This window comes from Streptomyces sp. NPDC001606, from assembly GCF_053596835.1.
Genome location: NZ_JBSFHC010000014.1, coordinates 1 through 26,675 on the forward strand (window position 1 = coordinate 1; position 26,675 = coordinate 26,675).

Consider the following 26,675-nt stretch of genomic DNA (forward strand, 5'->3'; position numbering starts at 1 on the left):
CAGGCCTTGTAGGAGCCGCCGTGGGCCGCCTCACCGGTGTCGTTGGTGATGACCCCGCTGGTGGCGGTCCAGCCGGTGCTGCCCGACTCGAAGCCCGGGTTGGCCAGCAGCTGGGTGGAGGTGCAGCCGCCGCCACCGCCGGAGCCGACGGTCCAGGTGAAGGAGGTCGAACCGGTCGCGCCGGTGGAGTCCTTCGCGGTGACCGTGACCTGGTAGGTGCCCGCGGTGGAGGCGGTGCCGGAGATCAGACCGGTGGAGCTGTTGATGGACAGCCCGGTCGGCAGGCCGGTGGCACTGTAGGTCAGGGCCGCGCCCGCGCTGTCGGTGGCCTTGATCTGGAGGCTGACCGAGCCGCCGGTCGTGGTGGACTGGCTGCCGGGGTTGGTGACCGTCACCGTGTTGCCGCCGGTGGAGCCGGAGGTGAAGGCGGCGGTGCCGTTCGGGGTGCCCCAGCCGGTCGGACCGTCATAGCCGGTGCCCGCGGTGCAGAAGTACGACGGGGAGCAGCTGCCGTTGTTGCCGCTGGTGACGTCGTACAGGTTGCCGGTGTGCTGGTACGGGTACTTCGCCGGGTAGTCGGTCGAGCCCGGGGTCCCCGCCAGGGCGTAGACGCCGGCGACGATCGGGGCGGAGGCGCTGGTGCCGCCGTAGACCGCCCAGCCGGAGCCACCGTAGGTGTCGTAGACCGCCACACCGGTGGCCGGGTCGGCGACCGCGGAGACGTCGGCCTCCATGCGCTTGGAGCAGCCGGTGTCGGTCTGCCAGCTCGGCTTGGCGTCGTAGGCGGAGCAGCCGGAGCCGGTGCCCTCGGTGGAGCTGGTCTTCCAGACGGACTCGCTCCAGCCACGGGAGTTGGACGAGGTGGTGAGGGCGGTGCCGCCCACGGCGGTCACGTACTGCGAGGTCGCCGGGTACTCGGCGCCGTAGGCAGAGTCACCAGAGGAGACGGTGATGGCCACGCCCGGGTGCTTGAAGTACTGGGTGTCCGACGTCGTCTGGGAGGCGTCCTCGGAGCCGCCCCAGCTGTTGGAGACGACCTTTGCGCCCAGCGCGACGGCCTCGTTCTCGGCGATGCCGAGGTCGGCGTCGGTGGCGGAGTTGGCCTCGACCAGGATGATGTTGCAGTTCGGGCAGACGGCGCTGACCATGTCGATGTCCAGCGCTTCCTCGCCGGCCCAGCCGCTGTCGTTGGTCGGCAGCGAGGTGGTGGAACCGGTCTGGCTGACCTGCTTGAAGCAGCCGTTGGCCTTGGTGCAGGCGGACAGGCCGTAGGTGGAACGGTAAGTGGCGAGGTCCGACTCGGCGTTCGGGTCGTTGTACGCGTCCACGATGGCGACCGTCATGCCCGAGCCGCCCGTGGTGGGCAGGTTGTAGGCGCTGTGCAGGTTGGCCGGGGAGAGGCCGGAGGGCGTGGCGGCCGCGACGGCGTTGGCCAGGCGCTGCTTGATGTCGGTGCGGCGCTGCGCGAAGCAGGACGCGTGACCCGGCTCGGCGGTGGCACACAGGTGCTGGGTGGGCACCTTCTGGCCGGCCCTGCCGGTCGAGTGGTAGGTCTGCCGCTCGGGTGCGGTCAACGCCTTGCTGTTCTGCGTGACCTTGGAGGTGTGCGGGTGGGCCGCGGTGGGCTGGGCGCCGGCGGTCGGCGCCGCGACGAGCCCGGCGACGGTGAGGGCGAGCGCGGGGAAGGAGACGGCGAGGAGCCTTCGCAGACTCCGTCTCCGCTTGCTCAGGCGTGACTCACGCATGGGGTGCTGCCTCCGGTTGACGTGGGGATTCGCACTGGATGGGCAGGCCCGTGACGCGCGTAGCGGCGGTGGAACCGCGCAGTCAAGAGCGTCGTACGCGACCCCGGATGGCGATGAACATGACATGGCGGGGCGCGAGAGGACCATAGTTCCGTGCCGCGCCAACCGGCAGTGCCGGAGGGATTTCTTTGCGGCTCCATAGGAGGGGGTTGGCTACTCCATTGGAGTGACTTCACCCTCCGCGGCACGGGTCGTGCGCGCAACTCGCCCTGCTTTCACGGCGATTCATCGTCGTATGACGCGAATCGGTCTGCTGCGGCACTAAGATCTGCGCACCGAGGACAGGGGGGCAGTGTGATCACCGAGGTAGTCGACACCGTCAGGCTCGTGGGCACGAACCGGCAACGGCACAAGCGTCTGCTCGCGTGCGAGGAGGAACTCGACCGGCGCGCCGCCGAGCAGAACGCCGCCCTGCTGGAGGCGCGGCAGGCGCTCCACGACGAGGCCCTCGCGCCGTTCCGGGCCCTCTATCGGCGTCTCCAACACGCCGATCCGGCCGAACTCGCCCCGGTCGAGGAGCCGGCCCTCGGCGACCCGGCGGGCAGCGCATCTTCCCAGCCGCGCGGGTTCACCGTGCCACCCGCCGTCCGGGTGCTGGCAGGCACCGCGATGCTGGTCGTCGTCCCGGTGGTCGTCGGTCACGCCGCCAAGGCAGGCCCCTATCGCGCGGTGCAGGCATTCGGCTCCGCCTCCACCGGCAAGGCGATCAGGTCACTGCGCGGGGCAGCGGCCCGCAACGCCACGGAAGCGTGGTTCGGCCTCGGATCCGTCGCCTCGGGCGGAGGTGGGAGGGAGGCCGGGAAAAGGGTGCTGGCCGGGATCCAGGCGACGTCGGCCGACCTCACGCGGGGAGCCATCGCGGCATGGCAGGTCCATACGCTCGGGGACAGCCAGCAGAAGAAGGCGCGAGACCTGGAGCGGCGCGAGGCGAGGACGCAGGAGCGGCAGGACGAGGCGCCCGCGCTGCTGGAGCGCAGCAAGGACATGCAGCGCCTCCTGGAGGAACTCAGGTCCGAGCTGGTGAGTCGGCTGCCGTCCGTCACCGCGCTGGTGGATGCGTGCGACGACTTCACCCGATACGACTCCCGGGGGCGTGCGGAGGTGGCGGCGATGGTCGCCCTCGACGGCCTCGCCGTCCGGGTCATGACGTGCCCGGTCACCGACGCGGACGGACGGCTGACCGAGGACTCGGAGCGGGCCGTCGCCGAGGCAGAGGCACTGCTCCGGGCGCAGCAGGCCTGAGCTGCGCGCCCGGACTGCCGTACCGCTTCAGGAGTCGAGCGTTCAGATCCCCCTGGGGAACGGGAATGCGGGGCCGCCCGCGCCGGTGTTCGGCCGGGACGCGGGCGGGTCGGGGTGCGGGTCAGCCCGCGAGGACGGCCTCCGCCGCCGCCACTCCGCAGACGCGGGCCGCGCCGTATGTCGCGATGTGCAGGGCGCCGCGGGGCGGGGCCTGGGGCAGGCCCATCTCGACCACGATGGTGTCGGGGCGGGCGGTGAGCAGGGTGTCGAGGGCGGCGCCCATCCAGGGGTGCCGGTGCTCGTCGCGGACCACGGCGACGATCCGGCGGCCGGCGGCCGCGGCGAGCGCGGCGCTGCCCGCGCCGTCGCCCGTGAAGGAGCCGGCGGTGGTGCCCGGCAGCAGCCGGCGCAGTTCGGCGGCCGGGCCCCACGGGGTCTCGTCGCCGACGGCGATGTTGGGCTCCGGGTCGAACCGGGCGACGTACACCGGTTCGGTCAGCGGGGCGGGGACGCCGGACCCGGCCCGGGTGACGGTCAGGGCGCGGCGGGCGGCGATGAGGCCGACCGCGGGGTCGGGGGCGGCCTCGGCGGCGGCGCCGCGCGCCCCGGCGGTCCAGCGCGCCAGGTCGCGGACCCGGGCGGCGGCGTCGGCCAGCCGTTCCTCGGGGAGTTCGCCGGAGCGTACGGCGGCCACGAGCGCGTCGCGCAGCTTCAGCACGGTGCCCTCGTCGCAGAGTCCGCCGCCGACGCAGATGGCGTCGGCGCCGGCGGCGAGGGCGAGGACGACGCCGTTCTCCAGCCCGTAGGTGCCGGAGATGGCGCGCATCTCCATGCCGTCGGTGACGATCAGGCCCTGGTAGCCGAGTTCGCCGCGCAGCAGCTCGGTGAGGATGCGGGCGGAGAGGGTGCCGGGCCGGTCCGGGTCGAGGGCCGGGACGAGGATGTGCGCGCTCATGATCGCCCGGGTGCCGGCCGCGATGGCCGCGCGGAACGGGGGCAGTTCGCGGGCGAGGAGGGTGTCGGCGTCGGCGTCGATGCGGGGCACGGCGTGGTGGGAGTCGACGTTGGTGTCGCCGTGGCCGGGGAAGTGCTTGGTGCAGGCGGCGACGCCGGTGGACTGGAGGCCCTCGACCCAGGCGGCGGTGTGCCGGGCGGCCAGGTCCGGGGAGGCGCCGAAGGAGCGTACGCCGATGACGGGGTTGTCGGGGTTGGCGTTGACGTCGGCGGAGGGCGCCCAGTCGAAGTTGACGCCGCAGGCGGCCAGGCGGCGGCCGAGTTCGCGGGAGACGGCGCGGGTGAGGGCGGGGTCGTCGACGGCGCCGAGGGCGTGGTTGCCGGGGAAGGCGGAGCCGGTGCGGACGTCGAGGCGGGTGACGTCGCCGCTCTCCTCGTCGATGGCGACCAGCAGGTCGTTCCGTTCGGCGCGCAACTGGGCGGTGAGCGCGGTGACTTGGGCCTCGCTGTGGACGTTGCGGCCGAACAGGGCGACGGAGGCGAGGCCCTCGCCGATGCGGCGGCGCACCCAGTCGGGCGCGGTGGTGCCGTCGAACCCGGGCTGGAGCACCGCGAGGGCGTCCCGGGCGAGGGTGTCGCCCGCGGCGGAGCCGCTGCCGGACGCGGTGGCGAGTGTGGTCATCGGCGGTGTCATCCCTTCACGGCGCCGTCGGTCAGACCGCTGACAGCCTTGCGTTGCAGGAAGATGAAGAGGATCAGGATGGGCAGCGCGAACAGGGACGAGGCGGCCATGGTGGCACCCCAGTCGTCGCCGAAGGCGGTCTGGAACTGGGACAGCCACAGCGGCAGGGTCTGCTTCTCGATGTCCTTGTTGAGGATCAGGACCAGCGGGAACTCGTTCCAGGCGGTGATGAAGCCGAACAGCGAGGTGGCCATCAGGCCGGGCGCGAGCAGCGGGAAGATCACCTTGGCGAAGGCCTGGACGCGGGTGCAGCCGTCGACCATCGCGGACTCCTCCAGCTCCTTGGGCACGGCGGCGACATAGCCGCGGAGCGTCAGGATGGTCAGCGGGAGCACCATCATCGTGTAGAAGACGGTGAGCGGGATCAGGCTGTCCAGCATGTCGTCGTCGCGGACGATCATGTAGATGGCGATGATCATGACTTCCCAGGGGGCCATCTGCGCCAGCATGAAGGTCACGATGAGCCCGCGCCGCCCCCGGAACCGCATGCGGGCCAGGGCGAAGGCCGCGAACAGGGCGATGACGAGCGAGAACAGCACCGAACAGAGCGTCACGGTGACGGAGTTGGCGACCAGGGTCCAGAAGTGGTCGGCGTGCACGGCCTTCTTGAAGTGGCCGAGGGTGACGTCGGTCGGGAACCACACCGGGTTCTCGGCGATGATGTCGCCGGTCGGTTTGAAGGCCGTGGCGAACATCCAGTACACGGGGAACACGAAGCCGGCGAAGAGGACGACGGCGGTCGCGTTGGGCCAGATCCGGCCGAAGAGCGAGCGCTTCACAGCTCGTCCTCCTCTTGCTTGAGCACCATACGCAGGTAGTACGAGGTGAGGACGAGCAGCACCAGGATGGTCAGGAAGGAGATCGCCGCGCCGACCCCGAAGTGCTGGTTGCCGACGCCCTCGACGTAGGCGTAGATCGGCAGGGTCTCGGTGAGGCGGTCCGGGCCGCCCTCGTTCATCGCGAAGAGCTGCGGGAACGCCTTGAAGATCCAGATGACCTCGAGGAAGGTCGTGGAGTACAGGAACGGCCTGAGGAAGGGCAGGGTCACGGAGGTGAAGCTCTGCCAGCCGCCGGCGCCGTCGAGGGCGGCCGCCTCGTACAGCTCCTTGGGGATGGTGGTGGTCGCCGCGTACAGGTTGATCGCGACGAACGGGACCGAGCCCCAGACGAGGAGCAGGGTGATCACGGAGAAGGTGGAGAACTGGGTGCCGAGCCAGTTGTAGTCGGCCATGGAGTGCCAGCCCAGCTTGTCCAGCACCCAGTTGACGACGCCGAAGCGCTGGGCGAACAGCCACTGGTAGACGGTGGTGGCCGCGATGACGGGCATCGCCCAGGCGAGGACCAGGGCCGCCATGAGGGTGAGGCGCATCCTCTTGCCGAGGCGGGTGAGGAGCAGCCCGATCAGGGTGCCGGCCAGCATGATCAGGGCGACGTTGACGGCGGTGAAGAGCACCGAGCGCTCGACGACCTTCCAGAAGTCCCCTCCGGTCAGGACCTCCGTGTAGTTGTCGACGCCGTTCCACTCGGTGAGGTGCTGGATGAGCTGCCGCGGGTTGAGGTTCTGGAACGACAGCATGCCGTTCTTGACCAGGGGCCAGCCGAGCAGCACCAGGGTGGCCAGCAGGGCGGGCAGCAGGAGGAGGTAGGGGGCGGTGGCACCGCGACGGGACAGGGGCCCGGTCGCGCGGTCCGCACCCCGCGGCGGCCCGGGTATCCGGGGCTTGCGGACAGCGGGCTCCCCGGCCGTGTCCGTGCCTTGGGTCTGCACTGACATGAGTTGCCATCTCTTCCGTGGCCGTACGAACGACACATCGGCACCGGGGGCGTGCACACGGCACGCCCCCGGCATGGGTCTAGTTCTTCTGGGCCAGGCGCTTGTCGATCTCGCCCTGGACGTCCTTGGCGGCGGCCGCCGGGGACTTACCGTTCAGGACGGCCGTCATGTACGACTTGATCGGGTTCGGGGTGTTCTCCACCGCGGCCCACTCGGGGATCAGCGGGGTGGTGCCGCCGACCGCGGCGCCGGGCGCGGCCGCCTCGGCGGCGCCGTTGCCCTTGAGGTTGCTCTCCAGGGACTGCTTGTTCGGGATGACGCCGTTGAGCTTGGCCAGTTCGCCCTCGTACTGGTCGGACAGGGCGATCTTCAGGAACTCCTTGGCCAGCGACTGCTTCTGGCTGTTCTGGGCGACGGCCAGGTTGGAGCCGCCGAGGAAGACGCCCTCGGGCTTGTCGGCGGTGGCGCCGGGGATGGTGAAGTAGCCGAGGTCCTTCTCGATGGCCTTGTTGGCCTGGATCGCGGTGCCGGCCTCCCAGCCCATGCCGATGAACGCGCCGGTCTTGCCCTTGGCGAAGATGGTCGCCTGCTGCGGGGTGGCCTCGTCCTTGTCCTTGGGGGCCTTGGAGTAGGAGGCGTACTTCTTGTACAGCTCCATGGCGGCGGAGACCTTGGGGTCGGCCAGGTTGGAGACGTATGTGTCGCCCTGCTTCTTCACCAGGTCACCGCCCTGGCCGATGATCAGGCCGTCCAGGAAGTACCAGTTCTGGCCGGGCAGGTAGAGCGGCTCGGCGTCGGTCTTCTTGCCGATGGTGTCGAGGTCCTTGAAGAACTCGTCCCGGGTCTTCGGGGTGTTCTTGATGCCGGCCTGCGCCCAGATCTTCTTGTTGTAGATGACCACGCGGTTGGCGAAGTACCAGGGGGCGCCGTACTGCTTGCCGTCGTAGACGGAGGACTGGGAGACCGAGGGCGACCAGTCGGCGCCGATCGCCTTCTTCACGTCGCCCAGGTCGGCGAGGCCGCCGGTGGCCGCGTAGGCGGGGGTCTGGGTGTTGCCGACCTCGAGGACGTCCGGCGGGTTGGACTCGGAGAGGGCGGTGGTGATCTTCTGCTGGATCCCGTCCCACTTCTGGATCTCGAACTTCAGCTTGGCGCCGGTCTTCTTCTCGAAGGCGGCCTGGACGTCCTTGGACCACTGCGGCGGCGCCGAGCCGTCCATGGTCCAGACCGTCAGGGTCTGCCCCTTCCAGCTGTCCGGTCCCGCGTCCTTGCCGCTGTCGCCGCTCTTGCCCCCGCCACACGCCGCAACGGAGACCATCATGCCCGCGATCACGATCGCGGCCGCAAGCTTGCGCTTCACGCCACCCTCCTCAGGGATGCCACTAACCCCCCACGCCCTCGGCGGTGACCTGCGTACGACGCTGTTGCACGTAGGGCTCGGGACCTGGCCACTAATGGTGTAGACCAGTACGGTGGAGCTTGGCCTAGACCTTTCGGGGTGTCAAGGGTCGTTCCGCAAGCCGGGGATGGCCGTTACGAGATAGACACCGGAAGGCGTCCATCCCCTTTTGCCGGGCTTCTCCCGTTGGACTAGACCAATACGCGGGAGATCGCTATAACGGGAGACCACCCACACAGCCGGGAAGGCAGGGCATGACCACCGACGTCAGCGGCGCCCAGCAGCTCAGCGGGTCGTCCGGCCGCACCGCGCGCGTGCCGAAGTACTACCGGATCAAACAGCAGGTGCTGGCCATGGCCGACGTACTGGAGCCCGGCTCGGCCATGCCGGCGGAGCGGCTGCTGGCGGTGCGCTTCAACACCTCCCGGACCACCGTGCGGCAGGCGCTCCAGGAGCTGGTCGGCGAGGGCCGGCTGGACCGGATCCAGGGCAAGGGCACCTTCGTCGCCCAGCCCAAGCTGTACCGCACGCTCCAGCTGACCTCGCACACCGAGGACATGCGCGCCCAGGGCCTCACCCCCGCCTCGCAGACGCTGGACATCGGCGAGATCCCGGCGGACCAGCGGCTGGCGGGCCTGCTCGGCATCGCGATCGGCGAGCGGGTGCTGCGCATCGAGCGGCTGCGGCTGGCCAGCGGCGCCCCCATGGCGATCGAGACGACGCATCTGTCCGTACGGCGCTTCCCCGGCCTGCGCGAGTCGCTGGCCGGCCGCCCCTCGCTGTACACGGCGCTCGCCGAGGTGTACGGCGTCCGGCTGGCGGAGGCCGACGAGACGATCGAGACCTCGCTGTCCACCCCGCGCGAGGCGCAGTTGCTCGGCACCGACGTGGGGCTGCCGATGCTGCTGCTGTCCCGGCACTCGCGGGACGCGGCGGGCTCCCCGGTGGAGTGGGTGCGCTCGGTGTACCGGGGTTCCCGGTACAAGTTCGTGGCCGCCCTGCGCCGGCCGGCGCAGGGCTGACCACCCACGTCTCAGCCCCGGCGGTGCCAGGGCGAGTTCGGCCGGGAGTCCCGGACGAGGTCGTCCTGGTGGCCGGAGCCGTCGGCGATGGAGATGGTGCGGTACTTTCCGCCGTCGTGCTGGACCCAGCACAGGGTCCTGCCGCCGGACCGCTCACGGCCGGGAACGAACCGGAACGCGTCCACCGCCGTGACGCCGTTCAGCGACCTCCAGCGGCCCAGGTCGCGGTCGCTGCGGTCGAGGCTGTCCGGGTGGCCCGGCGCCTCGGCGACCGAGACCAGCCGGTACCGCTGGCCCTGCGCGGTGGTGTGGAACAGCCAGTACTGTGACTTGCCACTGACGTGCTGCATGTCCGGGACGGGCAGCACCGCGTCGACCCGGGTGACGTCGCCGAGGGTGTTCCAGTTGCCGGCCAGGGGCCTGTCGCCGCCGCTGATGCGGCTGGTGTTGCGGCTGTTGTGGGCGATGTGGATGGACCGGTAGACCTGGCTGCCGTCCTTCCTCGTGTGGAAGAGCCAGTAGCGGCTCTCGCCGTTCAGGTCCTGCTCGTCCGGCACCGGCCAGATGGCGTCGACCCGCTCCACGCCCTGGAGCGCGGGCCAGGTGTCCAGGCCGACGGCGTCGCCGAGGCCGATGCCCAGGCCGTCGTCGGGGCCGGTGGTCAGCGGCTCCACCTCCGACTCGCCGATGCTGACGACGCGGACCGTGCGGCCGGAGAAGACCCAGTGCTGGCCGGGCACGCCGGGCCGCGGCAGGATCTCGTCGACGGGGCCGGGCTGCACCGCCGGCTGCCGCTGTCCGCCCGAGGTGGTCTGCTGGGCGGTGCTCTGACCGGTGCCGCCGGCCACCGCCGCGCCGTCCAGCCGACCCTCGCCGAGCTTGCGCAGGGTGGACAGCGAGGGGGTGAAGGCGTAGACCGAGCCCTCGGTGTTCACGAAGGGCTGGAAGTTCAGCGTGGTGGTCTTGCGCCCCAGTGCGTTGTCCGTCTCGAAGGTGACGTCACCGTCCCCGATCCTGCTCAGCTTGCCGGCGACCATCGGGTCCGGGCCGGGCATCGGGTCGCGGTTGGGCGGGAAGTCGGGGGTGTTGACCCAGTTGCGCTGCATGAACTCGAACTGCCGGACCAGGTCGGCCTGGTAGCAGACGAAGACCAGGCCGCGGGACTCGTCGGGGCCGCCCTGCGGGGAGGTGGGATCGAACGGGGCGCCGTAGGGGATGCCCCGGCGGATGATGCGCCGCGGGTCGAGCTGCTCCTCCTTGATCGGCACCTCGTCGATGAGCCCGTCGCGCGGATTGGTCTTGCGCAGATGGGAGAAGAGCGGGGTGATCACCCCGTCGGGGTCGTTCTTGTAGCTGATGACGTTGTCCGGCTCGATGTTCGGGTCTTCCCTCAGCTCCGGGTGGTTGGCGACCGAGGCACCGCACCGCCACCGCCCGACCAGGCGGGAGGCGAGCCACTCGCTCTTGGTGTCGGCCGGCACCGCCTTCGCGTCCTTCAGCCGCCGCAGCTCGGCGCCGACCTGCGCCCACCAGCCGGGCACGTCCTGGCCGAGCCGCCGTACCACCTGGAAGGAGCCGTTGCGCATCCACTCGGGTACGCCCTCCGGCAGCGGCCCGCCGCTCGCGCCGAGGACGAACAGGTCGGCGGGGATGAGCCGGGCGCCCTCCTCCGGGTGCTCGTCGAAGTCGGCCACGGACGGTTCGCTGACGCCGTCCTTGAAGCCGAAGTGCTCCCGGCCGCGGCGCGGGCGGGGCAGCGTGTTCCCGGGCTGGGCGTGGGAGATGCTGATCCCGGCCTGGGAGGCGGCGTCCAGCTGGCGGTTCAGCTCCTGGCTCAGGTCGCTCTCCCGGTCGGCGGCGACGGTGAGCACCGCGTGCGTGACCTGGTTGTGGTCGGCGCCGAACAGCCAGCGGTCGGGGGCGTTGTCGTCGACGTCGCCGAGGACGTCCGCGCGGAAGGCGGCGCCCTGGACATAGGCGCCGATGGTGCCGCGGCCCCTGTTCTCGGGCAGCAGGTCCTGCTTGCCGGTGAGGACCGTCAGCCCCGGGTAGGTGAGGCTGAGGCCCAGCCAGGTGGCGGTGAGGTTCGCGGGGTCGTCGCCCATGGAGTTCTGGCGGGCCGCGCTGAACCTGGCGTTGAAGGCGGCGACCTCCTGGGTGGTGGCCAGGTTCGGGACCAGGTTCGCCAGCCAGCTCCGGGCGGCGGCGGGATCGCCGAACCGGAGGAACAGCAGGGTCATGTGGTCCTTCTTGAAGCCGGCGAGGATGTCGCCCTGGATCTCGGTGCTGTCGCGTAGCGACACGAGGGTCTCCCTTGGGATGTGCGGGGACGGGACGGGGATGACCGGACGGGTCCCGGGCGGCCCGTGGGCGGGGCCGCCCGGAGACCCGGCGGCAGGGGACGGCCTTGGGGGGTCAGGCTCCGGGGCGCAGCTGCACCCACTTGGCGATGCTGGGCACGCCCCGGTCGTCGAGGAGGAAGAGCAGGTAGTACCCGGGCGGGGCGTCCTTGGCGGACTGCGGAGACCGCAGCCGCAGGGTGTTGCCGGCCCGCTTGGTGATCTCCAGCTCGATGCGGCGCTGGCTGGTGTCCACCGAGTGGGTGGAGGTGATGGGCGCCATCAGCACGGCCTTGTCGATCCGGTCCGGCGTGAAGGAGTCGACGTCGAAGGTGTCGTCGTAGCCCACCGCGCCGCGCGGCACATGGGCCAGGTCGGGCCGGGTGCCGCCCTGGTGCAGATAGGGCGGCTCGTAGATCTCGATGGTGCCGTTCTGCCCGGACTTGATGTCGGGGTTGTTGGCGATCTCCTGGAGCTCGTCGCCGGTGATCATGATGCGGCCGTCGGGCAGGATCACCGCGTTGGAGTGGTAGCCGCGCGGCAGCCGCTGCTGCGGGCCGAGCCGCCAGGAGCCGTCGGCGCCGCGGATCTCGGTGTCCCGCCACGTGTCGTCGGCGTTGGGGTTGTACTGGCCGTTGCCGTAGTCGCGGATGTCGAAGCCGCCGTTGACGGTGAAGAGCCGTCCGTCGGGGAAGATCAGGGTGTCGTCCTGGGTGCGGCCCATGTGGCGTGCACTCTGCTCGGTCCACTGGCCGCCGGAGAACTTGTACGTCTTGGGGTTGTTGCGGTCGCCGCCGAGGATCAGCACCGAGTCGGGGCCCTGGCCGGGGGTGGGGTTGGGCAGGGCCACCGCGGAGCCGTAGTTGCGCATGCCGCCGTCGGGGCGGCTGCGCAGCGGCTGGCTGGTCTCGTTCACCGGGTCGAAGGAGAACTGCTCGTCGTAGTTGCGCCCGAAGCCGTAGATCCTGCCGTCCCGCAGCGAGAACAGATGCGGGTAGTCCGTCGAGTAGTCGGCGTTGATCGGCCACTTGTCGAGCGAGCGGTGGTCCGGGGCATCGCTCTTGTCGTAGGACACCGTGGAGTTCTTGGCGGGGAAGCGCTCGATGGACTTGGACAGCTTGCCCCAGCCGAGGTCGCCGTGGCCGGAGGTGATGAACTGCCGGCCGTCGGCGCCGGTCACCACGGAGGGGTACCAGCGGCCCTCGGCCATGTCCTGCTGGCTGTGCCAGGTCTCGGTCCAGGGGTCGAAGACGAGCGCGAGATGGGCGCCGGTGCCGTGGTTGCCGCCGAGGTTGCCGCCGAAGATGCCGACCATGCCGTTGGGCAGATAGGCGTGGCCCGCGCAGAAGATCGGCGCGGGCCGGGGCTCGTCCAGACCGTCGTCCATGGTGACCACGGGCGGCGGTACGGCCTTGAAGGTGCCGGTGCCCTTGTCGTCGGTGGGCGGGGTCCAGACGTAGGCGCGGCCCGCATTGTCCCGGCCGATGACCTCGGTGGGCGCGGTCTCCTTGTTCGGGCTGTCCTCGACGGACTCGAAGGAGAAGAGCAGCACCTTGCCGGTGGGCAGCAGGGCGACGTGGTCGCCGAAGTCGGGGCTGGAGATGTACTGGGCGAACTTGCCCGACTGGCTGGCCGCGAAGGCCGCGTTGTGCGCGGCCTGCGAGTCGGTGTGCTCCTTCAGGCTGCGGTTGCGCAGCGGCTGGGGGTAGCCGCGGTCGACGGCGGCCAGGCCGATGCGGTCCCGGGCCAGCTGCTCGGCGCGGGCCCGGCCGAAGGCCCTCACCTCGTCCGGGCGCACCTCCTTGGCGAGCTGGGCGCGGCTGATGGGCACCCCGCCGGGGTAGGGGTCGAAGCCGCGGTTCCCGTGCGGTGTGGAGCCGAGTGCGGCGGGCGCGGTGACGGACAGGACGAGCGCGGCGCAGCCGGCCGCGAACGTCCATCTTCTGCTGCGGGGGATCCCTCTGCGGGACATGGGACTCCTCGGGGGAACACGGGGCGCCGGGCGGCACGGAGCAGCGAGGGGCGACCACGTAGAGTGACGGAATAGCCGCAGTTAATCACACACCGTAGCGAACAGCATTCATCATCTCGAAAGATTGACCGTTTTACCCCGATAGGCCGTAACGCTGCGTGTCCGGCGTGGCGGGCGTCGGAACACGCGGATCCAATGGTCGGGCCCTGTCCCTTCCTTCGAGGAGTCCCCGCATGACCGCACCACGCGCCTCACTCGCCGCCGCGGCGGCGCTCGCCCTGCTCGGCTGTGCCGCCGCCCCGGCCCTGGCCGCGGACCCGCCGCAGCCGCCGCGGGAGATCACCGGCCCGGTCCTGCGTGGCGGCGCCGACGGCACCCGGCACGAGCTGTTCTGCCCCGCCATGCAGCACGTCTACGGCGGCGGCTACTCGCTCAGCGCGTCCAAGCCGGACACCACGCTGTCCGACGAGCCCGCCGACGTGCTGGAGAACCGGCCGAACGACACCGCCACCGGCTGGATCGTCGCCGTGCACAAGACGACCTGGTGGCACCCGCGGCGCGCCGGCGCGAAGCACGAGGCGGGCCCGGCCGACCTGACGCTCCACATCACCTGCTCGGACGATGTGATGACCCACGGCGCCTGACGGCCGCGCCCCGCGCGCAGCTCCCCCGTGTTCACGCCGAGCGGCCACGCCCGGGCCGCTCGGCCGCAGTCCGTCCGGCGCCGGCGCGCCTCACGCCTGGGTGAGGGTGATGTCCTGGTCCTGGACCGCGTGGAAGGCCGGCAGCACCACGATGCCCGAGGGGCGCAGCTCCATCAGGGTGGCCTGGACATGGGCGGCGCCCGCCTTGAGCGCCTCGGAGGTGACCTTGCCGCTGTTCTCCCAGCGGTGCTCGGCGCCGTCGCACTGGGCGGTGCTGCCGCCGACGCCGTGCTTGACGCGCGAGTCGCCCTGGCTGACCGAGGAGCTGACGAACACCACGGAGGTGCCGGGCAGACAGCGGTAGCTGCCGGACAGGGTGACCGTGCCGTCGGCGGCGATCCGGCCGGTGGGGTCGACGGTGATCGTCTCGCCGGTGTCGGCGGCGGCCGGGCCGACGGCGGCGCACAGCAGGGCGGCCGCGCCGAGGGCCGAGGCGAGAGCGGGGCGAACGGACATGGGATACCTCCCGGTTCCAGGGGATCGAGTGCTCCACTGGTACCGGGCGTCCGGTCCGCCGGGCGTGACCGTCACCCCTTCGGTGGCGCGTCACGCGGCCGCGGCCGGCTCACGGCAGCACGGCGAACCCGTCCAGCTCCACGAACGCCTGCTCGTCCCACAGTCGTACGACCTGTACGACGGCCATCGCCGGGTAGTCGCGGCCGGCCAGCTCCCGCCAGCGGCGGCCCAGTTCCGGGGCGTGGGCGCGGTAGTCGGCCACGTCGGTGGCGTAGACGGTGACCCGGGCCAGGTCGGCGGGGGTGCCGCCGGCCGCGCGCAGGGCGGCCAGCAGATTGCCGAGCGCCCGCTCGAACTGCTCGGGCAGCGTGCCGCCGGTGATCTTGCCGTCCGCGTCGAGCGCGGTCTGCCCGGCCAGGAACACCACCCGGGTGCCGGTGGCGACGACGGCGTGCGAGAACCCCGTGGGCGGGGACAGCTCGGGCGGGTTGACGCGCTCGGCGCTCATCGGGCCTCCTCCTCGGCGCGGGCGTACAGCTCCTTGGCGATGATGCCGCGCTGGACCTCGCTGGCACCCTCGTAGATGCGCGGTGCGCGGACCTCCCGGTAGAGGTGCTCCAGGAGGTGGCCCCGGCGCAGGGCGCGGGCGCCGTGCAGCTGGACGGCGGCGTCGACCACGTACTGCGCGGTCTCGGTGGCGAGCAGCTTGGCCATCGCCGCGCGCCGCGGCACATCGGCCGCGCCCGCGTCGTACGCCGTCGCCGCCGCGTACACCAGCAGCCGGGCCGCCTCGGTGCGCAGCGCCATCTCGGCGACCTGGTGGGAGACGGCCTGAAGGTCCATCAGCCGGCCCTGGAACGCCTCCCGCCGCCGGGTGTGGTCGACGGTCGCGTCGAGCGCCGCCTGGGCCATGCCCACCGCGAAGGCGCCGACGCTGGGGCGGAAGAGGTTGAGGGTGCCCATGGCAACGGCGAAGCCGCGGTCGGGCGTGCCGAGCAGGTCGTCGGCGGTCACCGGTACGGCGTCGAAGTCGAGGGCGCCGATGGGGTGCGGCGAGAGCATCTCCAGCGCGCTGCCGGTGAGTCCGGGCCGGTCGGCGGGGACCAGGAAGGCGGTGACCCCGCGGGCCCCGGCGCCGGGCGTGGTGCGGGCGAAGACGGTGTACACGTCGGCCTCGGGGGCGTTGGAGATCCAGCACTTGGCGCCGGTGAGCCGCCAGCCGGTGCCGTCCGGCTCGGCCGTGAGGGCGAGCGCCGCCGCGTCCGAACCGGCCCCCGGCTCGCTCAGCGCGAAGGCGGCGACCGCGCTGCCGTCGGCGACCCGGGGCAGCCAGCGCTCGCGCTGGGCCTCGGTGCCGTGGGCGTGCACCGGGTGGGCGCCCAGGCCCTGGAGGGCGAGGGCGGTCTCGGCCTCGGTACAGGCCCGGGCCAGCGACTCGCGCATCAGACAGAGGTCGAGCGCGCCGGAGGTGAACAGCCGGGCGAGCAGCCCGAGCCGCCCCAGCTCGGCGAGGAGCGGCCGGTTGACGCGGCCCGGTTCGCCCTTGTCGGCGAGCGGGCGCAGGCGTTCAGCGGCGAGCGAGCGCAGCTCGGCGCACCAGGCGAGCTGTTCCGGGTCGAGCGAGAATGCGGGCACTGCCGGTCCTCCCTCCGGACGGGCCGTCCGTCACGACACCCCTCGACGTTATCGCGCACAGTTGACTGCCGTCACCAAGACGATACGCTCGAACGGCGAGCCCGCCAGAAAGCCCGTCCAGAGCCCGCGTACGGACGCTTGCCACGGCAAGGGGGCGAACCGCCATGCATCTCTCGGCCCATGTCGACACCTTCCCGCGCGACCATCTGCCCCCGCCGGACGAATGGCCCGAGCTGCGGTTCGACCTGCCCGAGCTGCACTACCCCGACCGGCTGAACTGCGCGGCGGAACTGCTCGACCACACCGACCCGGCCCGCCCGGTCTTCCACACCCCCGCCGGGCCGGTCTGGACCTACGGCGAGCTGCGCACCCGGGTCGACCGGATCGCGCATCTGCTCACCGGCGAGCTGGGGGTCGTGCCGGGCAACCGGGTGCTGCTGCGCGGCCCCACCACGCCCTGGCTCGCCGCCTGCTGGCTGGCGGTGCTGAAGGCGGGCGCGGTCGCGGTCACCGTGCTGGCCCAGCAGCGCCCGCACGAGCTGGCCACGATCTGCGAGATCGCCCGGGTGCGGCACGCGCTGTGCGACATCCGCTCGGTCGACGACCTGGCGAAGGCGGAGATCCCCGGGCTGCGCATCACGACGTACGGCGGTGACGCCCCCGACGACCTGCTCCGCCGCCCCGCGCCGGACACCCCCTACCCAGCGGTCGACACGGCGTCCGACGACGTCGCCCTGATCGCGTTCACCTCGGGCACCACGGGCCGCCCGAAAGGGTGCATGCACTTCCACCGGGACGTGCTGGCCATAGCGGACACCTTCGCCGCCCATGTGCTGCGCCCCCGGCCGGACGACGTCTTCACCGGCTCTCCCCCGCTGGGCTTCACCTTCGGCCTCGGCGGACTGGTGGTCTTCCCGATGCGGGCCGGCGCCAGCTCCCTGCTGCTGGAGCAGGCCGGACCCCGGCAGCTGCTGCCCGCGATCGCCGCACACCGGGTCACGGTCCTGTTCACCGCCCCGACCGCCTACCGCACGATGCTGGCCGAGCTGGACGGGTACGACGTCTCCTCGCTGCGTCGCTGTGTGTCGGCCGGGGAGAACCTGCCGGTGGGCACCTGGCGGGCCTGGCACGAGCGCACCGGTGTGCGGATCATCAACGGCATCGGCGCGACCGAGCTGCTGCACATCTTCGTCTCGGCCGCCGACGAACGGATCAGACCGGGCACCACCGGGGTGCCGGTGCCGGGCTGGCAGGCGCGGGTGCAGGACGCGCACGGCGCACCGGTGCCGGACGGCGAGCCCGGTCTGCTGGCCGTGCGCGGCCCGGTCGGCTGCCGCTATCTCGCCGACCCGCGCCAGCGGGAGTATGTGCGGGACGGCTGGAACATCACCGGCGACACCTATGTCCGCGAGCCGGACGGCTACTTGCGCTATGTGGCCCGCGCGGACGACATGATCATCTCGGCCGGGTACAACATCGCCGGTCCGGAGGTGGAGGACGCGCTGCTGCGCCATCCAGACGTGGTGGAGGCGGCGGTCGTGGGCCGGCCCGACGAGGCGCGCGGGCAGGTGGCGGTGGCGTACACGGTGCTGCGGGACGGCGCCCCGCGCGACCCGGAGGCCCTGCGCGCCTTCCTCGTCGCCGAGCTGGCCCCCTACAAGTGCCCGCGCGAGTTCGTGTTCCTGGCCGCGCTGCCCCGCACGGCCACCGGAAAGCTCCAGCGGTTCCGGTTGCGCAGCGAAGGCGACCGGCAGTGACACCGGCGACCTAAAATGATCAACGTGTCCGAGCAGCACGCCCCCCGGTCCCTCATCGTCACGCTCTACGGCGCCTACGGCCGCTTCATGCCCGGTCCGATGCCCGTGGCCGAGCTGATCCGGCTGCTGGCCGCGGTCGGGGTGGACGCGCCCTCCGTCCGGTCCTCGGTGTCCCGGCTCAAACGGCGCGGCCTGCTGCTGCCGGCCCGCACCGCGGCCGGCGCCGCCGGGTACGAGCTCTCCGCGGAGGCACGCCAGTTGCTGGAGGACGGCGACCGCCGCATCTACACCGAGGCCGCGCCCCGGGAGGAGGGCTGGGTGCTCGCGGTGTTCTCGGTGCCCGAGTCGGAGCGGCAGAAGCGGCATGTGCTGCGCTCCCGGCTGGCCGGTCTGGGCTTCGGTACGGCCGCCCCCGGGGTGTGGATCGCCCCGGCGCGGCTGTACGAGGAGGCGCGGCACACCCTGTGCAGGCTCCGGCTGGACCCGTACGTCGACTTCTTCCGCGGGGAGCACCTGGGCTTCGCGGCCACGGCCGAGGCGGTGGCCCGCTGGTGGGACCTGGCCGCGATCGCCAAGGAGCACGAGCGCTTCCTGGACGCGCACGCGCCCGTCCTGAGCGCCTGGGAGCGGCGCGCGGACACCCCGCCCGAGGAGGCCTACCGCGACTACCTGCTCGCCCTGGACTCCTGGCGCCACCTGCCGTACACCGACCCGGGCCTGCCCACCCGGCTGCTGCCCGCCGGCTGGCCGGGCGTCCGCTCCGCGGAGGTGTTCCACGGCCTGCACACCAGGCTGCGGGACGCGGGCGCCCGCTTCGCGGGCCTCTGACACGGCCCCCCGGAGGCCGACCTCAGCCGCCGAGGGTCAGCCGGGGCTTCGGGGCGTCCGTGCGGCCGGTCTGGGGGCGGCGGCTGCCCGCCCGGTAGGGCGCGGGCCACACCGCACCGGGGCCTTCGTACCCCTGCTCGGCGGCCGCGTGCAGGGTCCAGTGCGGGTCGTACAGATGCGGCCGGGCGAGCGCGCACAGGTCGGTGCGGCCGGCCAGGATCAGCGAATCCACATCGCCCCCGACACGGTGCTCAGCCGCCGAGGGTCAGCCGGGGCTTCGGGGCGTCCGTGCGGCCGGTCTGGGGGCGGCGGCTGCCCGCCCGGTAGGGCGCGGGCCACACCGCACCGGGGCCGTCGTACCCCTGCTCGGCGGCCGCGTGCAGGGTCCAGTGCGGGTCGTACAGATGCGGCCGGGCGAGCGCGCACAGGTCGGTGCGGCCGGCCAGGATCAGCGAGTTCACGTCGTCCCAGGAGGAGATCGCGCCGACCGCGATGACCGGCACCCGCACCTCGTGCCGGATGCGGTCGGCGAACGGCGTCTGGTACGACCGCCCGAACTCCGGTGCCTCCTCGGCCACCACCTGCCCGGTGGAGACGTCGATCGCGTCGGCGCCGTGCGCGGCGAAGGCGCGGGCGATCTCCACGGCGTCCTCGGCGGTCGTGCCGCCCTCGGCCCAGTCGGTGGCGGAGGTCCGGACCGTCATGGGCCGCTCGGCCGGCCACACCGCGCGGACGGCGTCGAAGACCTCCAGCGGGAACCTGAGCCGCTTCTCCAGTGAACCGCCGTAGGCGTCGGTGCGCCGGTTGGTGAGCGGGGAGAGGAAGCCGGAGAGCAGATAGCCGTGCGCGCAGTGCAGTTCCAGCAGGTCGAAGCCGGCCCGGGCGGCCCGCCGCGCCGCCGCGGTGAACTGCTCGCGGATGTCGGTGAGCTGGGCCCGGTGCAGCTCCCGCGGGGTCTGGCTGGCCGGCTTGTACGGCAGCGGGGAGGCGGCCACCAGCGGCCAGTTGCCCTCGGGCAGCGGTTCGTCGATGCCCTCCCACATCAGCCGGGTCGAGCCCTTGCGGCCGGAGTGCCCGAGCTGCACCCCGATCGCGGTGCCCGGCGCCCGGGTGTGCACGAAGTCGGTGATGCGCCGCCAGGCCTTCGCCTGCCGGCCGGTGTAGAGGCCGGCGCAGCCGGGGGTGATCCGGCCCTCCGGGCTCACGCACACCATCTCGGTCATCACCAGCCCGGCTCCGCCGAGCGCCCGCGCGCCGAGATGGACGAGATGGAAGTCGCCGGGGACGCCGTCGGTGGCCGAGTACATGTCCATCGGGGACACCACGACCCGGTTGCGCAGCGCCAGCCCGCGCAGCCGGAACGGGGTGAACATCGGCGGCGTACCGGGCGGGCAGCCGAACTCGCGCTCCACGGCGTCGGTGAACCGGCGGTCGCGCAGCCGGAGGTTGTCATGGGTGACCCGGCGGCTGCGGGTGAGCAGGTTGAAGGCGAACTGGCGGGGCGGCTGGCCGAGATGGAACCGAAGGTTCTCGAACCACTCCAGGCTGGCGCGGGCGGCCCGCTGGGTGGAGGCGACGACGGGCTTGCGCTCGGCCTCGTAGGCGGCCAGCGCGCCGGGCACGTCCGGCTGCTCCTGAAGGCACGCGGCGAGGGCCAGGGCGTCCTCGACGGCGAGCTTGGTGCCGGAGCCGATGGAGAAGTGCGCGGTGTGGGCGGCATCGCCGAGCAGCACCACATTGCCGTGCGACCAGTGCTCGTTGACCACCGTGCGGAAGGTCGTCCACGCCGACTTGTTGGAGTGCAGGGGGCGGCCGTCCAGTGCGTCGGCGAAGATCTTGGCGCAGCGCTCGATGGACTCCTGCGGGGTGACGGCGTCGAATCCGGCCGCCCGCCAGACCTCCTCGCGCATCTCCACGATCACGGTGGAGGCGCCGGGCGCGTACGGGTAGCCGTGCAGCTGCATCACGCCGTGCTCGGTCTCGGCGATCTCGAAGCGGAACGCGTCGAAGGCGAACTCGGCGGCGAGCCAGATGTACCGGCAGCGGTGTGACGTCACCCGGGGGCCGAAGGCGTGGGCATAGGCCTCGCGGGTGGCGCTGTGCACCCCGTCGGCGGCGATGACGAGGTCGTACTCCCGGGACAGGGTGTCCACGGGCGGGGCCTCGGTACGGAAGCGGAGCCGCACGCCGAGGGAGCGGCACCGCTCGTGGAGGATCTTCAGCAGGGTCCGTCTGCGGACGGCGGCGAACCCGTGCCCGCCGGAGCGCTGGAGGGTGCCGCGGTGGACGATGTCGATGTCGTCCCAGCGGACGAAGCGCTGCCGCAGCGCCTCGTAGACCACGGGGTCGGCGTGCTCGATGCCGCCGAGGGTCTCGTCGGAGAGGACCACGCCGAAGCCGAAGGTCTCATCGGGGGCGTTGCGCTCCCAGACGGTCACGTCCCGGTCGGGGTCGAGACGTTTCAGGAGGGCCGCCGCATAGAGGCCGCCGGGACCGCCGCCGATGATCGCCACGCGGAGCATGGGCGCTCACCTCCCCCGCCACTTCGGCGGCCGCTTCTCCGTGAAGGCCGCGTGGAACTCGGCGTAGTCCTCGCCGTTCATCAGCAGGGCCTGGGTCGCCGCGTCCAGTTCCACCGCGGCCGCCAGCGGCATGTCCAGTTCCGCGGTGAGCAGCGCCTTCGTCTGGGCGTGGGCCAGTGCGGGTCCGTCGGCCAGCCGGCGGGCCAGTGCCTGGGCCGCCGCGTCCACGCCGCCCTCCTCCACCAGCTCGCTGATGAGGCCGATCCGCTCCGCCTCCGGGGCCCGGACCGGTTCGCCGAGCATCAGCAGCCGGGTGGCGTGGCCGAGGCCGACGACGCGGGGCAGTAGATAGGCCGCGCCCATGTCGCCGCCGGACAGGCCGACGCGGGTGAAGAGGAAGGCGAAGCGGGCCGTGGGGTCCGCGACGCGGAAGTCGGCGGCCAGGGCGAGGACCGCTCCGGCGCCGGCCGCCACCCCGTGCACCGCGGCGATCACCGGGAACGGGCACTCGCGGATCGCCCGCACCACCTGGCCGGTCATCCGGTTGAAGTCGAGGAGCTGGGCGGTGTCCAGGGACAGGGTGGCGCCGATGATCTCGTCGACGTCGCCGCCGGAGCAGAAGCCGCGCCCCTCGCCGGCCAGGACCAGGGCGCGGACGGCCCGCTCCCGGGACAGCTCGGCGAGCAGATCGCGCAGGTCGGCGTAGGCGCCGAAGGTGAGGGCGTTGAGCTTTTCGGGGCGTGCGAGGGTGACGGTGGCGACCCCGTCGGCGAGCTGGACCCGCAGATGCTCCCAGTCGGCGGTGCGGACGGCGGAGCCGGTGAAGGGACTCATGGTGGGCGGCCTCCTAGGGCGGTGGTGCCGTAGGTTGCACTGTCCCATGAAGTTATCACTCGTTTTTGACTGTCGTCACGAGTGCGCGACACACCTCAGTCGATTGGCCGAGTCCGGTCACGTCCGTCACCGATCATCGACAGCGCCGTAACAGTGGGCCCGCGCGGGCGAGGCAGGCCACCGGCCTGGGTAGGCCGCCGGTACCGGGGCCGAGGGGTCCCGGCGAAGCCCGACGACGGTCTGTAGTGGCCGGGCCCGTACCATTCCTACAGTCGAAAGCAGGACAGCCTGCTCCATGAACGGACTCGCCTTGCACGAACGCCCCACCGAATCGGCCTCCTGGCGCATCGCGCTGCCGCACACCGCCGCCGCGGTGCCCGTGGCCCGCGCCCTGGTGCGTACGGCGCTCGCCGAGGTGGAGCACACCGCGGACAGCGACACGGCGGAACTGCTCACGGCCGAGCTGGTGGCCAACGCGGTGGAGCACACCGCGGGGCGCGGCCCGATAGAGCTGGTGGTGGAGCTGGCGCCGGGCGGCTGCCAGGTCGAGGTGCACGACCCGGACCCGGCACCCCCCGGGCATCTCATCCGCCCGGTCATCGAGATGCCGGACGTCTGGCAGGAGGGCGGGCGCGGGCTGCTGCTGATCCGCGCCCTCAGCTCCTCCTGCGGTCACCGCCCCACCCCGTCGGGCAAGGCGGTGTGGTTCACACTGCCTGCTGTTCCCGCACAGCGTCGTCGGCAGTGACCTCCGCGGCCGGGGCCTGGGCCAGGGTGGAGTGCCGGCGGCCGTACGCGGCGTAGAGCACCGCGCCCACCGCGAGGAACACCGCGAACTGGACCCAGGTCTGCCAGCCCGTCTCGTACATCAGGTAGAGGCAGAAGGCGACGCCGAGCAGCGGTACCACCGGGTACAGCGGCACCCGGAAGCTGCGGGTGAGGCCCGGTTCGCGGCGGCGCAGGGCGATCACCGCGATGTTGACGACGGCCATGATCGCGAGGGTGCCGATGGTGCACAGGTTCATCACGGCGTCCAGGGAGGCGAAGGCCGCGGGGAGCGCGAAGACGAGGGCGACGATCAGCGTGCCGGCCACCGGGGTGGAGGTCTTCGGGTTCACCTTCTCGAAGACGCGCGGGATCAGGCCGTCCCGGGACATCGACATCAGGATGCGGGTCTGGCCGTACATCACCGCGAGCACCACGGAGGCGATCGCGACGACCGCGCCGAAGGCGATGACCCCGCCGCCGATGGTGGATCCGGTGACCTCGTTGACGACGTAGGACAGGGCCGCGGGGCGGCCGGCCACCTGCTTGCCGCCGATGGCGCCGATCGCGGCGAGCGCGACCGCGCAGTACAGCAGGGTCACGATGCCCATGCAGACCATGATCGCGACCGGGATGTCCCGGCGCGGATTCTTGGCCTCCTCGCCGGCCGTGGTGATCGCGTCGAAGCCGATGTACGAGAAGAACGCGGCGGTGGTGCCCGCGCCGATGCCGCCGAGGCCGGCCGGGGAGAACGGGGTGAGGTTGCCGTGCTTGAAGGCGCTGTAGCCGATGACGCAGAAGGCGAGCAGGATCGCGAGCTTCACCGCGGCCATGGCGGCGGTGGCCCGGGCGCTCTCCCGCACCCCGCGCACCAGCAGCACCGAGGCCATGGCGATGACGATCACCGCGGGGAGGTTGATGACGCCGCCGTCACCGGGCCCCGCGGACAGCGCGGCCGGGAGCTGGAGGCCGGTGAGGCTGTGCAGCAGCTCGTTGACGTACTGGCTCCAGCCGACGGCGACCGCCGAGATGGAGATGCCGTACTCCAGCAGCAGGCACCAGCCGACCAGGAAGGCGGTGGACTCGCCGAGGCCGGCGTAGGCGAAGGAGTACGAGGAACCGGAGACCGGGATCGCACCGCCCAGCTCGGCGAAGGAGAAGGCGGTGAAGACGCAGGTGATCGCGGCCAGGACGAAGGAGACGACCACGGCCGGGCCGGCCTGCGCGACGGAGTCGGAGAGGCCGACGAAGATGCCGGTGCCGACGATGGCGCCGACACCGAAGCAGATGAGCTGGAAGAGGCCCATCGTGCGCTGGAGGCCGTGGCCCTCGCGGTCGGCGCCGGATTCGGCGACGAGCAGGTGCGGGGACTTGATGCGTGGAGCGGGCATACGGGTGGTGCTCGTTTCTGATGGTGCGGGCGACTGTCGTACAGCCGCGGCGGTGGCCCGGGGAAGGGGTGGCTCCCTGGGCCGCCGGTCAGGATAAGGCCCCTCAGGCGAGGGTGGCGACCAGCAGCGCCTTGATGGTGTGCAGGCGGTTCTCGGCCTCGTCGAAGACGACCGAGTGGGCGGACTCGAAGACCTCGTCGGTGACCTCCAGCGAGGTCAGACCGTGGTTCTCGTACACCTCGCGGCCGATGGCGGTGCCGAGGTCGTGGAAGGCCGGCAGGCAGTGCAGGAACTTCACGTCCGGGTTGCCGGTGGCGCGCAGGACGTCCATGGTCACGGCGTAGGGGGCGAGGGCGGTGATCCGCTCGGCCCAGACCTCCTTGGGCTCGCCCATGGAGACCCAGACGTCGGTGACGACGAAGTCGGCGCCCGCGACCCCCTCCGCGATCTCCTCGGTGAGGGTGATCCGGGCACCGCTGGAGGCGGCCAGCTCCTGGGCGCGGTCCACGATGTCCTGCGCCGGCCAGTAGGCCTTGGGCGCGACGATCCGCACGTCCATGCCGAGCAGCGCGCCCGTGATCAGGTAGGAGTTGCCCGTGTTGAAGCGGGCGTCGCCCAGGTAGGCGTAGCCGATCCGGTTCAGCGGCTTGGCGCTGTGCTCGACCATGGTGAGCACGTCGGCGAGCATCTGGGTGGGGTGCCAGTCGTCGGTGAGGCCGTTGTAGACGGGCACGCCGGCATGCGCGGCCAGTTCCTCGACCTTGGCCTGGCTGTCGCCCCGGTACTGGATGGCGTCGAACATCCGGCCGAGGACCCGGGCGGTGTCCTTGACCGACTCCTTGTGGCCGATCTGCGAGCCGGACGGGTCCAGGTAGGTGGTGTGGGCGCCCTGGTCGGCGGCGGCGACCTCGAACGCGCAGCGGGTGCGCGTCGAGGTCTTCTCGAAGATCATCGCGATGTTCCGGCCGCGCAGGTACTGGGTCTCGGTCCCGGCCTTCTTGGCGGCCTTCAGCTCGGCGGCCAGCTCGATCAGGCCGCGGAACTCCTCCTCGGTGAGGTCCAGCTCCTTGAGGAAGTGGCGGCCGGCGAGGGCGGTCGGGGCTGTCGCCATGGGGGCGCTCCAGGGATGCGGGTGGCACGGACTTTTGGAATTCTATACGACGGTCGACATTTCTATACAGTCGTGCCCTCGTTGCGCACCTCACGTCCGCCAGGTGGACGGCGCCCGCCGGTCAGACGGCGTCCCGCTGCACCGGGCAGCTCATACAGCGCGGCCCGCCCCGGCCCCGCCCCAGCTCGCTGCCCGGGATCTCGATCACCTCGATGCCCTGCTTGCGCAGATGCGTGTTGGTGGTGGAGTTGCGCTCGTAGGCGACGACCACCCCGGGCTCGACGGCGAGCACGTTGCAGCCGTCGTCCCACTGCTCGCGCTCGGCCGCGTGCACGTCCTGGGTGGCGGTGAGCACCCGGATCTCGCCGAGGCCGAGGGCGGCGGCGATGGCCCGGTGCATGTGCTCCGGCGGGTGGTCGGTGACCTTCAGCTCGCGTTCGCCGACGCCCGGCTCGATGGTGTACGAGCGGAGCATGCCGAGCCCGGCGTACTGCGTGAAGGTGTCGCCGTCGACCATGGTCATCACCGTGTCGAGGTGCATGAACGCCCGCCGCTTGGGCATGTCGAGCGCGACGATCGTATGCGCCGAGCCGGCCGCGAACAGCTTGTGCGCGAGCATCTCCACGGCCTGCGGGGTGGTGCGCTCGCTCATCCCGATGAGGACGGCGCCGTTGCCGATCACCAGCACGTCGCCGCCCTCGATGGTGGAGGGGAAGTCGGCCTGCCCCCGGGACCAGACGCGGAAGCCCTCGTCCCGGAAGAGCGGGTGATGGCGGTAGATCGCCTCGAAGTGCACGGTCTCGCGCTGCCGGGCGGGCCAGCGCATGGCGTTGATGGAGACGCCGTCGTAGATCCACGCCGAGGTGTCGCGGGTGAAGAGGTGGTTGGGCAGCGGGGGGAGCAGGAAGTCGTCCAGCTCCATGACGTGGAAGCGGACCGAGGCGGGCTCCTCGTACAGCTCCAGGAACTCCCGCTTGGTCATACCGCCCACCAGGACCTGGGCCAGCGCGGCCGGGGGGGTGCGGTCGAAGGCGGCGCGCAGATGGTCGGTGGCGAGGGGGCCGTACTCCTTCTCGTCGAAGACCCGGTCCAGGACGAGGGTGCGGGCCTCGGGGACCTGGAGGGTCTCGGCGAGCAGGTCACCGAAGAGGTGCACGGCGACCCCGCGGTCGCGCAGCACGTCGGCGAAGCCGTCGTGCTCGGCGCGAGCCCGGCGCACCCAGAGCACATCGTCGAAGAGGAGGGCGTCCTTGTTGCTGGGGGTGAGCCTTTTGAGCTCGAGATCGGGCCGGTGCAGGATGACGCGGCGCAGCCGCCCGGCCTCGGAGTCGACATGGAATGCCATGCCTCCATCCTGACCACCGGGGCCCGGATTCACCCGCAACCGAGCAGATTCCCCGAACACCAGTTTTCGTCTCCTTGA

General features: G+C 71.9%; 21 protein-coding genes and 1 pseudogene. 6 read left to right on the top strand and 16 right to left on the bottom strand.

All coding sequences use genetic code 11. From position 1 onward, the window contains the following. Positions 1 to 1,745 (bottom strand): putative Ig domain-containing protein (locus ACWCV9_RS24120; protein ID WP_450789430.1); only part of this gene is annotated, 1,745 nt, incomplete at its 3' end. A 354-nt stretch (positions 1,746 to 2,099) separates the two neighbouring features. On the opposite strand from ACWCV9_RS24120, the gene ACWCV9_RS24125 reads away from it, so the two are divergent. Next, positions 2,100 to 3,047, top strand: coding sequence for a hypothetical protein (locus tag ACWCV9_RS24125; protein WP_450789431.1), 948 nt, complete (start codon positions 2,100 to 2,102; stop codon positions 3,045 to 3,047). Positions 3,048 to 3,168: 121 nt separating this feature from the next. Here ACWCV9_RS24125 and ACWCV9_RS24130 read toward each other — a convergent pair whose 3' ends face one another. From ACWCV9_RS24130 to ACWCV9_RS24145, 4 genes are all read right to left on the bottom strand, one after another. Further along, complete coding sequence (locus ACWCV9_RS24130) at positions 3,169 to 4,683, bottom strand: glycoside hydrolase family 3 protein (RefSeq protein WP_450789433.1); 1,515 nt, start codon at positions 4,681 to 4,683, stop codon at positions 3,169 to 3,171. An 8-nt stretch (positions 4,684 to 4,691) separates the two neighbouring features. Further along, the gene (locus tag ACWCV9_RS24135; RefSeq protein WP_450789435.1) at positions 4,692 to 5,522 is read right to left on the bottom strand and encodes a carbohydrate ABC transporter permease; all 831 of its coding nucleotides are present in this window, start codon (positions 5,520 to 5,522) and stop codon (positions 4,692 to 4,694) included. Beyond that, the gene (locus ACWCV9_RS24140) at positions 5,519 to 6,517 is read right to left on the bottom strand and encodes a carbohydrate ABC transporter permease (RefSeq protein ID WP_450789437.1); all 999 of its coding nucleotides are present in this window, start codon (positions 6,515 to 6,517) and stop codon (positions 5,519 to 5,521) included. The genes ACWCV9_RS24135 and ACWCV9_RS24140 overlap by 4 nt, the downstream gene beginning before the upstream one ends. 79 nt (positions 6,518 to 6,596) lie before the next feature. After that, a complete protein-coding gene (locus ACWCV9_RS24145; protein ID WP_450789439.1) occupies positions 6,597 to 7,877 on the bottom strand; it encodes an extracellular solute-binding protein in 1,281 nt (426 codons plus the stop codon). A 293-nt stretch (positions 7,878 to 8,170) separates the two neighbouring features. Here ACWCV9_RS24145 and ACWCV9_RS24150 point away from each other — a divergent pair, with 293 nt between their 5' ends. Then, positions 8,171 to 8,938, top strand: coding sequence for a GntR family transcriptional regulator (locus ACWCV9_RS24150; protein ID WP_450789441.1), 768 nt, complete (start codon positions 8,171 to 8,173; stop codon positions 8,936 to 8,938). Positions 8,939 to 8,949: 11 nt separating this feature from the next. Here the strand turns inward: ACWCV9_RS24150 and ACWCV9_RS24155 are convergent, their stop codons facing one another. Both ACWCV9_RS24155 and ACWCV9_RS24160 read right to left on the bottom strand, forming a co-directional pair. Continuing rightward, positions 8,950 to 11,241, bottom strand: coding sequence for a Dyp-type peroxidase (locus tag ACWCV9_RS24155; RefSeq protein WP_450789443.1), 2,292 nt, complete (start codon positions 11,239 to 11,241; stop codon positions 8,950 to 8,952). A 112-nt stretch (positions 11,242 to 11,353) separates the two neighbouring features. Beyond that, positions 11,354 to 13,249, bottom strand: a complete 1,896-nt coding sequence (locus ACWCV9_RS24160) for a galactose oxidase-like domain-containing protein (protein WP_450789445.1) — start codon at positions 13,247 to 13,249, stop codon at positions 11,354 to 11,356. Positions 13,250 to 13,482: 233 nt separating this feature from the next. Between ACWCV9_RS24160 and ACWCV9_RS24165 the strand changes: the two genes are divergently transcribed. Then, the gene (locus ACWCV9_RS24165; RefSeq protein ID WP_450789446.1) at positions 13,483 to 13,893 is read left to right on the top strand and encodes a hypothetical protein; all 411 of its coding nucleotides are present in this window, start codon (positions 13,483 to 13,485) and stop codon (positions 13,891 to 13,893) included. A gap of 90 nt (positions 13,894 to 13,983) precedes the next feature. Here the strand turns inward: ACWCV9_RS24165 and ACWCV9_RS24170 are convergent, their stop codons facing one another. From ACWCV9_RS24170 to ACWCV9_RS24180, 3 genes are all read right to left on the bottom strand, one after another. Further along, entirely contained in the window at positions 13,984 to 14,409 is a 426-nt protein-coding gene (locus ACWCV9_RS24170) for a DUF6299 family protein (RefSeq protein ID WP_450789447.1), read from the bottom strand. Between the two features lie 109 nt (positions 14,410 to 14,518). Continuing rightward, a complete protein-coding gene (locus ACWCV9_RS24175) occupies positions 14,519 to 14,917 on the bottom strand; it encodes a RidA family protein (RefSeq protein WP_450789449.1) in 399 nt (132 codons plus the stop codon). Next, a complete protein-coding gene (locus ACWCV9_RS24180) occupies positions 14,914 to 16,044 on the bottom strand; it encodes an acyl-CoA dehydrogenase family protein (protein WP_385840543.1) in 1,131 nt (376 codons plus the stop codon). Before ACWCV9_RS24180 ends, ACWCV9_RS24175 begins: the two co-directional genes overlap by 4 nt. A gap of 65 nt (positions 16,045 to 16,109) precedes the next feature. Here ACWCV9_RS24180 and ACWCV9_RS24185 point away from each other — a divergent pair, with 65 nt between their 5' ends. Together ACWCV9_RS24185 and ACWCV9_RS24190 are read left to right on the top strand one after the other, a co-directional pair. Further along, entirely contained in the window at positions 16,110 to 17,801 is a 1,692-nt protein-coding gene (locus ACWCV9_RS24185; protein WP_450789713.1) for an AMP-binding protein, read from the top strand. Positions 17,802 to 17,816: 15 nt separating this feature from the next. Then, entirely contained in the window at positions 17,817 to 18,629 is an 813-nt protein-coding gene (locus ACWCV9_RS24190) for a PaaX family transcriptional regulator (RefSeq protein WP_450789450.1), read from the top strand. A 22-nt stretch (positions 18,630 to 18,651) separates the two neighbouring features. Here ACWCV9_RS24190 and ACWCV9_RS24195 read toward each other — a convergent pair. The 3 genes and pseudogenes from ACWCV9_RS24195 to ACWCV9_RS24205 form a co-directional block, all read right to left on the bottom strand. Continuing rightward, positions 18,652 to 18,864 (bottom strand): annotated as a pseudogene (locus ACWCV9_RS24195) (bifunctional salicylyl-CoA 5-hydroxylase/oxidoreductase); the annotation flags it as partial. A gap of 16 nt (positions 18,865 to 18,880) precedes the next feature. Beyond that, positions 18,881 to 21,151 (bottom strand): bifunctional salicylyl-CoA 5-hydroxylase/oxidoreductase, encoded by a 2,271-nt coding sequence (locus tag ACWCV9_RS24200; protein ID WP_450789452.1) that lies wholly within the window; start codon positions 21,149 to 21,151, stop codon positions 18,881 to 18,883. A 6-nt stretch (positions 21,152 to 21,157) separates the two neighbouring features. Then, on the bottom strand, positions 21,158 to 21,985 hold the full coding sequence (locus ACWCV9_RS24205) for an enoyl-CoA hydratase family protein (RefSeq protein WP_450789454.1): 828 nt from the start codon (positions 21,983 to 21,985) through the stop codon (positions 21,158 to 21,160). 295 nt (positions 21,986 to 22,280) lie between these two features. Between ACWCV9_RS24205 and ACWCV9_RS24210 the strand changes: the two genes are divergently transcribed. After that, entirely contained in the window at positions 22,281 to 22,733 is a 453-nt protein-coding gene (locus ACWCV9_RS24210; RefSeq protein ID WP_450789456.1) for an ATP-binding protein, read from the top strand. Here ACWCV9_RS24210 and ACWCV9_RS24215 read toward each other — a convergent pair. From ACWCV9_RS24215 to ACWCV9_RS24225, 3 genes are all read right to left on the bottom strand, one after another. Continuing rightward, a complete protein-coding gene (locus tag ACWCV9_RS24215) occupies positions 22,693 to 24,141 on the bottom strand; it encodes an amino acid permease (RefSeq protein WP_450789458.1) in 1,449 nt (482 codons plus the stop codon). The two genes, ACWCV9_RS24210 and ACWCV9_RS24215, sit on opposite strands and share 41 nt — an antisense overlap. A 103-nt stretch (positions 24,142 to 24,244) precedes the next feature. Next, positions 24,245 to 25,252 carry an ornithine carbamoyltransferase gene (gene argF / locus ACWCV9_RS24220; RefSeq protein ID WP_450789459.1) on the bottom strand — a complete coding sequence of 336 codons (1,008 nt, stop codon included), beginning with the start codon at positions 25,250 to 25,252 and terminating at the stop codon, positions 24,245 to 24,247. 121 nt (positions 25,253 to 25,373) lie between these two features. After that, positions 25,374 to 26,597 carry an arginine deiminase gene (locus tag ACWCV9_RS24225; RefSeq protein ID WP_450789461.1) on the bottom strand — a complete coding sequence of 408 codons (1,224 nt, stop codon included), beginning with the start codon at positions 26,595 to 26,597 and terminating at the stop codon, positions 25,374 to 25,376. Positions 26,598 to 26,675: the final 78 nt, after the last annotated feature.

What these genes read in the sequence shown, in the direction of transcription:
- ACWCV9_RS24215 (WP_450789458.1), bottom strand. Translation starts at nt 24,141, where the DNA reads ATGCCCGCTCCACGCATCAAGTCCCCGCACCTGCTCGTCGCCGAATCC.
- ACWCV9_RS24170 (WP_450789447.1), bottom strand. Translation starts at nt 14,409, where the DNA reads ATGTCCGTTCGCCCCGCTCTCGCCTCGGCCCTCGGCGCGGCCGCCCTG.
- ACWCV9_RS24200 (WP_450789452.1), bottom strand. Translation starts at nt 21,151, where the DNA reads ATGCTCCGCGTGGCGATCATCGGCGGCGGTCCCGGCGGCCTCTATGCG.
- ACWCV9_RS24225 (WP_450789461.1), bottom strand. Translation starts at nt 26,597, where the DNA reads ATGGCATTCCATGTCGACTCCGAGGCCGGGCGGCTGCGCCGCGTCATC.
- argF (WP_450789459.1), bottom strand. Translation starts at nt 25,252, where the DNA reads ATGGCGACAGCCCCGACCGCCCTCGCCGGCCGCCACTTCCTCAAGGAG.
- ACWCV9_RS24205 (WP_450789454.1), bottom strand. Translation starts at nt 21,985, where the DNA reads ATGAGTCCCTTCACCGGCTCCGCCGTCCGCACCGCCGACTGGGAGCAT.
- ACWCV9_RS24175 (WP_450789449.1), bottom strand. Translation starts at nt 14,917, where the DNA reads ATGAGCGCCGAGCGCGTCAACCCGCCCGAGCTGTCCCCGCCCACGGGG.
- ACWCV9_RS24160 (WP_450789445.1), bottom strand. Translation starts at nt 13,249, where the DNA reads ATGTCCCGCAGAGGGATCCCCCGCAGCAGAAGATGGACGTTCGCGGCC.
- ACWCV9_RS24165 (WP_450789446.1), top strand. Translation starts at nt 13,483, where the DNA reads ATGACCGCACCACGCGCCTCACTCGCCGCCGCGGCGGCGCTCGCCCTG.
- ACWCV9_RS24140 (WP_450789437.1), bottom strand. Translation starts at nt 6,517, where the DNA reads ATGTCAGTGCAGACCCAAGGCACGGACACGGCCGGGGAGCCCGCTGTC.
- ACWCV9_RS24210 (WP_450789456.1), top strand. Translation starts at nt 22,281, where the DNA reads ATGAACGGACTCGCCTTGCACGAACGCCCCACCGAATCGGCCTCCTGG.
- ACWCV9_RS24130 (WP_450789433.1), bottom strand. Translation starts at nt 4,683, where the DNA reads ATGACCACACTCGCCACCGCGTCCGGCAGCGGCTCCGCCGCGGGCGAC.
- ACWCV9_RS24190 (WP_450789450.1), top strand. Translation starts at nt 17,817, where the DNA reads ATGATCAACGTGTCCGAGCAGCACGCCCCCCGGTCCCTCATCGTCACG.
- ACWCV9_RS24150 (WP_450789441.1), top strand. Translation starts at nt 8,171, where the DNA reads ATGACCACCGACGTCAGCGGCGCCCAGCAGCTCAGCGGGTCGTCCGGC.